Source organism: Desulfonatronospira sp., assembly GCA_003563255.1.
GTDB lineage: Bacteria > Desulfobacterota > Desulfovibrionia > Desulfovibrionales > Desulfonatronovibrionaceae > Desulfonatronospira.
Window position 1 is genome coordinate 1 of the sequence record PWSL01000064.1, and the last position, 6370, is coordinate 6370.

Below are 6370 nucleotides of genomic sequence, written 5' to 3' on the forward strand. Positions count from 1 at the left end.
GGGACTGGCTCTCCCCGCACTTATTTTTAAAACCTGTCAATCATCCTTCAGAAAAATAAGTGCGGGGGTGCCTGTCCCCAATTTCGACAGGTTGAAAAGTTTTATAAGTTTCGCTGTAGTGTTAGACTCCATGTAACCATTCAGGGGGTCCTCGGTTGTGGCTAATGGCACAAGGCCAGGGGACTGTCCCCCGCTAAGTAATGATTATGCAGCTTCATAAAATTTCGCGTCTGTACTTTTTGTATTTGTGCAGGAAAAGTGTCGCGGGGACTGTCCCCAGGCAGGTTTCGGCATCCCCCTGAATGCTTACATACCGGGGGGTAATCTTCTCCGCCCGAACGGCTGATACCTTTTCCATGCGGGTTCTTATTCCCGCTTAACCAGTAAGTAGGGGGCAAAGATGACAACCCTGAGCGTCCTTGCATATAATATTTTGCCGGGGATGACCTGGCCTTTCACAAAATCCGGAAGTACACCCGACCACCCCTTGCTTGCTCAGAGCAAGGATTATTTTGAAACTCTGGATCAAAGCAGACCTCTGAATGAATACGGCTTTGTAGTTCTGGATACTGAACTTACCGGCCTCAATGTCAAAAAAGACGAAATTGTTTCCATTGGAGCCCTGCGCATAAATGAGTTGCGCATAGACATGGAAGAAAGCTTTTACTACTGTGCCTGCCCCACCAGGGACGTACCCAAACAAAGCGTTGTGATCCACGGGATCACTCCTTCAGAGGCACAGAAGGCCCCCCCGTTGAAGGAAGCTTTGCAGAAACTGCTGGATTATTGCGGGAATGCCATCATAGTGGGTCATAATATCAACCTGGATATAAGCGTAATAAATCGAGAACTTAAAAAACACTTCGGAGGTGCGCTCTATAATCCCTGCATAGACACCATGCGCCTGGCCCGGGTTTATAAAGAAGGTCAGTGGACCGGGGCATACGAATTCTACGAAGAATATTCATACAACCTGAGAAACCTGAGCCGGGAATTCGGACTGCCGCTGTTTGCTGAGCATAACGCCTTTACCGATGCTCTGCAGACAGCGTATCTTTTTATTTACCTGGCTCACAAAATACAGGATAGAACTGCCTGGACACTGAAAGATCTGTGCAAGGCCGGATGCCTCAAGCGTTGGGGTCTTTAGAATGTGCTGAAGATAAATCAACAGTTTTTTGTATCTGTTCAGCGCTATGCATGTGGCATGGGGACTGGCTCTTCCGGCACCCACTTGTCCCAAAAAATGAGATATTTTAAGCACAAAATGATGCTCAAGTGGGTCCCGGAGTGCCTGTCCCCTGCTTTTCTTATAAGCTAAACAAATACAGTTTTTTTTAACGCAGGAGGTTCAGGAAGATGGAAATCAACACCACCTGGGTCTGGATATTTCTGGCCCTGTACATTATTTTCTGTTTTTACTGGGGACTCAGAGGATATTTTACGGAAACAACCTCCTATGGGTATTCCATTGGAGGCCGGCAGATTCCGATGATCGCTTTTCTAATGGCGGCTACGGCGGCATCCTTCAGCGGCTGGACCACCATCGGACATCCCGGCCTGATCTGGAAGTATGGTCTGGCGTACGGCTTTGTCTCCTTCTATGCCCTGACCATACCCCTGACAGGGGCTTTTTTCGCCAAAAGAGCCTGGCTCATGGGCAAGCGATACGGCTTTGTCACCCCCGGGGACATGTATGCCTATTACTACAACCGCGAAGGGGTACGCTGGCTGGTGGTCCTGACAGCGCTTTTATTCGGCATTTTTTATGCCGCCATTCAACTCATGGCCGCCGGAGCGCTTTTTCACTGGATCACCGGCTTTCCTTTATCCTGGGGAGCCATACTCATGGCCTTCATTGTCTGGTTCTATGTGGTCACGGGCGGACTGCGGGCCAGCACCTGGGTCGGAGTGGTCCAGTTTATCCTTTTAATTGTGGCCATGATCACTATAGGTGCTTATGTTCTGGCCCATTTCGGTGGCTGGAGCCAGATGAGCCAGCAAGTGGCCGGGATGCCGGACAGATTTCTGGAAATCCCCAAAGTGATTGACTTTAGTGTAGGCGAGGAAAAATGGACGGCCATGATGATCCTGACCTATCTGTTTGCACTCATGGGGATACAGGCATCTCCTGCCTTTACCATGTGGCAGTTCGCCAATAAAAATCCCAAGCCCTTCGCCTGGCAGCAGGTTTTCATGTCTACTTTTCTTGTTGGTTTCGCCATGTTCTTTTTTACCGCTTTTCAGGGACTTGGCGGACAGATACTGGATATGCAGGGTGTTATTGACCCGGCTTCAGACCGAGATGTGGTACCCATGCTCATGGCCAAGTTCCTGCCGCCCTTTGTTCTTGGAATCTGCTTTATCGGGCTGATTGCGGCCATGCATTCCACTGCAGCCCCTTATATCGGCACTGCAGGCTCCATGCTTCTAAGGGATATCTGGTGGCTCAAGATAAGGAAAAAACAGGGCGGTCATGCAGAACAAATCTGGATAAACCGGCTTTTCGTCACCCTCCTGACCATTATCGCCCTGGCAGTGGGCTTGACCTCTCAGGCTGCCCTGGTAATTCTGGGCGCACTGGCCACATCCCTGGGGTTTATCATGTACGTGCCTCTCATGGGCACCCTGTGGGGATTCCGCTGGCCTTCCATAGGCACAGTACTGGGGATCCTGGCCGGGCTGATAGCCGTCTTTCTGACCTATTACGTCTTCCCCAACCCGCTGACCATCCACTGTGCAGCCTGGGGTATCGGGGCGGGCCTTCTTGTAGCCTATCTCAGCCGGCTGCTGGCCAAGGCAGACGGTCAGGATACGCTGAACAGACAAAACGAAGTACGGTCCTGGCTGGACAATATTGAACAGCCCAGTCCCAGCGGCCGGACCTGGCGCAATTCCATGAAGTTCGTAGTTCCTCTGTGGTTTCTGTTTGCGGTCGGCCCTCTAGCCATGATAGGCAACGTGGGGCCGTCCTTTCTCGGCTTTCCATCGGCATGGTCCTGGCAGATAGCCTGGTGGATTCTGGGCATCATAATGATGTGGGCCCTGTGCTTCAAGGCGGAGATGGCCACCATTACCAATGACCAGATCCGGCGGGCTGAAACGGAATCCAACATTGTAGTCCAGGAGGTAACCTGATCCCCCTGGATGGAGCAGACAGACCGTCCCCGGGGCCCATGATCCGGGAGCCAGGGACAAAATATTATTCATAAACTCTGAAGGAGATATGACAATGAAATCAGAAGATATCTGGTTGATCGCGGTGCTGGTATTTATCCTATTGTGGCTGGTGCTCCTGGGTACAGGTGTGTTGGGATGAAACCAGGGTGTTTCAGCAGGCAGCGTCTTTTGAATCAGGAAGCCAGGATGTAAACATTCAGGGGGCCGGTAATCACCACCGTAACCATTCAGCGGGTCCTCGGTGGTGATTGCTGGCACAAGGCCTGGGGACTGTCCCTCGCTAAGTACTAATTGTTCAGGTTCACACCACTTAGCATTTGTTATTTTTGCATTTGTGCAGGCAGTGTATTGCGGGGACTGTCTCCGGGCCGGTATCGCCCCCCCTGAATGGTTACTGACCACCGATGCTTACCTGAATGATTACCTAAAGATGATCCGGAATAAGGAAAAGGCCAGCAGCATCTGGCTGGCAGCAGGGTGTATGTAAAACGTAACTGCGGATATGAAGGCTATCGTACAACACTCTGGATTCCTTGCATTTTTCGAAATTTCAAATGTCCAAATGTGCTTATGATATAACACTCTTAAATCATGAAGCTTTTTTTATTAACTATTAATAACTGTAATATCTCACACTACAGTTCCTTACTGAACTGGCAAAATGCTTGAGCACTATTCCCCTCGGCGTCTTCTGAAAACGTTTCGCTTTCTTTTGACCGTCTTTTTGATTTTCAGGCAGAAAAAAAGCCTGCTGGGCATCCACCCCCTGACACCGGGAGACCTCAAGGCGGTTATCCTTGAGCTGGGGGTGAGCTTCATAAAGCTTGCCCAGGTGCTGGCAACCAGGGCTGATTTTTTCAATGAGGATTATCTCAAACAATTGCGCTCCATTCATGATGAAGTAGCCCCTATGCCTGAAAATGATCTGAACAGTATGCTATCCAGGGCCTATAGCCGGGAGTTCCCTTTTGCCTCGTTTGATCGCCATCCCCTGGCCAGCGCTTCCATCGGGCAGGTGCACCAGGCTGAATTAAAAGACGGTAAAATGGTGGCCGTAAAAATCCGGCGAATGGGCATTGAAAAAAAGGTCAGGATAGACATAGGCCTACTGAGTTTTTTCCTTAAGGTGTTTCAGCCTTTTTTTACCAGCCACACAAGGAATTCCCTGCAGGCGGTGTTGAATGAATTCTCGGCGATGATAGTCAAGGAAGTGGACATGGCCATGGAACTGGACAACCTGCGCAAGTTCAAGGACACTTATGAAAGTGAGATTATTTCCATACCCGGGTATTATCCTGAACATTGCAATCATGATGCCCTGGTCATGAGCTTTGAGACCGGACTGCGCATAGATGACAAGGACGGAATGGAGCAGCGCGGAATCTCCTTTGAACAGGTCATGGAAAACCTTATCTCCTGGTACGCCAGCCAGATGCTGGTCAAGGGCCTGTTTCACGCCGATCCTCACCCCGGCAACATCCTGGTGCAGGACAACGCTTCTTTAACAATCCTGGATTTCGGAATGGTCAAGCGTCTGCCCAATTCCACCAGGGTGGCCATGATCGAACTGGTCAAGTCCGCTCATGAGCGGGACTTCGAGATGTTTGCCTCGGCCTGTGAACGTATCGGCCTCATCACTTCCACGGCTTCCCCGGATGAAATCCGGGAACTGGCGGAGCGGATGTTTGACATTTTCAGCAATGCCAACCTGAGCGCTGCAAACATGCAGGCCCTGGCCTTTGAAGTCCTGGACTCCATGAAGGATTTCCCCTTCAAGCTCCCTCAGGAGGTGGTGTATGTCATGCGGGCCGGCACCCTTATAGAAGGTCTGGGCACCACCTTCATAGAAAACTTCAATGGGGTGAAGGATATTCTGCCTGTCCTTCAGGACAGGCTACCAGAGGCCCTGGGCATGGAAGAAGGATTTATCACGGTAGCCAGAAAAGAAATCACCGCCCTGCCCTTTACTCTAAGCAGGTTTAAATCCGTTCTTACGGATATGAGCGACGGAAATCTCCATGTGCGTCTGTCTCGCAAGACCTTGGAAGCGCTGGATGAACATATCCGGGCATTGCTACGCCCCCTGGGGGTCGGCCTGGTGCTTTTGGCCGGTTCTTTTTTCATTCTTTTTCTGGAGTTCCACCTGAGCCGGGTTCTGGCAGGATTTGTTTTCCTTGTGGGAGCTTTCAAGATATGGAGTACGCTCAGGTAGGTTTTGTACATAACTCACTGATATAGTGTACACTAAACGAAACTGATTTTTGACCCCGGGGACAGGCAATAAAATATCAGGCCTTGTGCCAATAATCAACACCGAGGAACCCCTGAATGGTTACTCCAATCTCTTATATCTGTGTCAATCTGCCTGCCCGGTGAAATAGACGAAGTCTCAGCGCAGCGGATTTCACTGGGTGTGATCTGTGGGCAAAAAACTCTTTTTTTATCTGGGGTGCGGGCACAGGCCAGCGTGAGAAGAAGCTTTTACTGTCAAAAACGAGCCTGCCCTATTTCTTATTGTACCACAGTGTCTCAGGTTAAACAGAAGCTGCCATAGAATGTCTATGCAGCGTAGGTCTTAACTTCACGATCCAGCCGGTCGCCGAGTCTCGTACGTGCTTCTTCAAGATTAAAATCTTCTTGCAAACCCAGCCAGAATTTCTCGGAATTTCCAAAATATCGAGCTAATCTGATAGCTGTGTCAGCCGATATAGATCTCTTGCCGTGGACAATTTCGTTGATGCGGCGTGGAGGAACGCTCAAAGAGCGAGCAAGTCTATTTTGGCTTATGCCAAGAGGTAGAAGAAATTCCTCCAGGAGAATTTCTCCGGGATGAATATTGGGCAATCGCTGATTCATATCATTTAACCTGTTACCATTTAACTATTCAGCACATACTAACTGACACCCGGCAGAAAAACACATATGGTTGTCTGTCCCGGAGTGGATGTATCCAGTTCAATGTCTCCTTTCAAAGCTCTGGCCGCCAGTCTGGATGAATAGCTCCCCAGTCCGGTGCCGCCGGTCTTGCCCTGGGTGACGAATTTGTCAAAAAAGCAGTCACGGATATCTTGCGGAACTTCGCCTTTGTTTTCTATGTAAACGCACGTCCTGGGACCGGTCAAGATGCTGATGCTGACCACCTGGCCTCGTGGTGAGGCCTCGATGGCATTTTTGTAGATATTATCAAAAA

The 6370-nt window shown here is 50.0% G+C and carries 5 protein-coding genes; 3 read left to right on the forward strand and 2 right to left on the reverse strand.

Translation table 11 applies throughout. From position 1 onward, the window contains the following. The first annotated feature begins 400 nt into the window (after positions 1-400). The 3 genes from QZP87_RS01875 to QZP87_RS01885 all read left to right on the forward strand — a co-directional run bounded on the left by QZP87_RS01875 (position 401) and on the right by QZP87_RS01885 (position 5392). Complete coding sequence (locus QZP87_RS01875) at positions 401-1150, forward strand: 3'-5' exonuclease (RefSeq protein WP_291321224.1); 750 nt, start codon at positions 401-403, stop codon at positions 1148-1150. 209 nt (positions 1151-1359) lie between these two features. Then, a complete protein-coding gene (locus QZP87_RS01880) occupies positions 1360-3138 on the forward strand; it encodes a sodium:solute symporter family protein (protein ID WP_291321225.1) in 1779 nt (592 codons plus the stop codon). Between the two features lie 703 nt (positions 3139-3841). Next, positions 3842-5392, forward strand: a complete 1551-nt coding sequence (locus QZP87_RS01885) for an AarF/UbiB family protein (RefSeq protein WP_291321226.1) — start codon at positions 3842-3844, stop codon at positions 5390-5392. 347 nt (positions 5393-5739) lie between these two features. On the opposite strand, the gene QZP87_RS01890 is transcribed toward QZP87_RS01885, so the two are convergent. Together QZP87_RS01890 and QZP87_RS01895 are read right to left on the reverse strand one after the other, a co-directional pair. Next, on the reverse strand, positions 5740-6036 hold the full coding sequence (locus QZP87_RS01890; protein WP_291321227.1) for a HigA family addiction module antitoxin: 297 nt from the start codon (positions 6034-6036) through the stop codon (positions 5740-5742). Positions 6037-6074: 38 nt separating this feature from the next. Next, a partial coding sequence (locus QZP87_RS01895) for an ATP-binding protein (RefSeq protein WP_291321228.1) occupies positions 6075-6370 on the reverse strand: 296 nt, incomplete at its 5' end.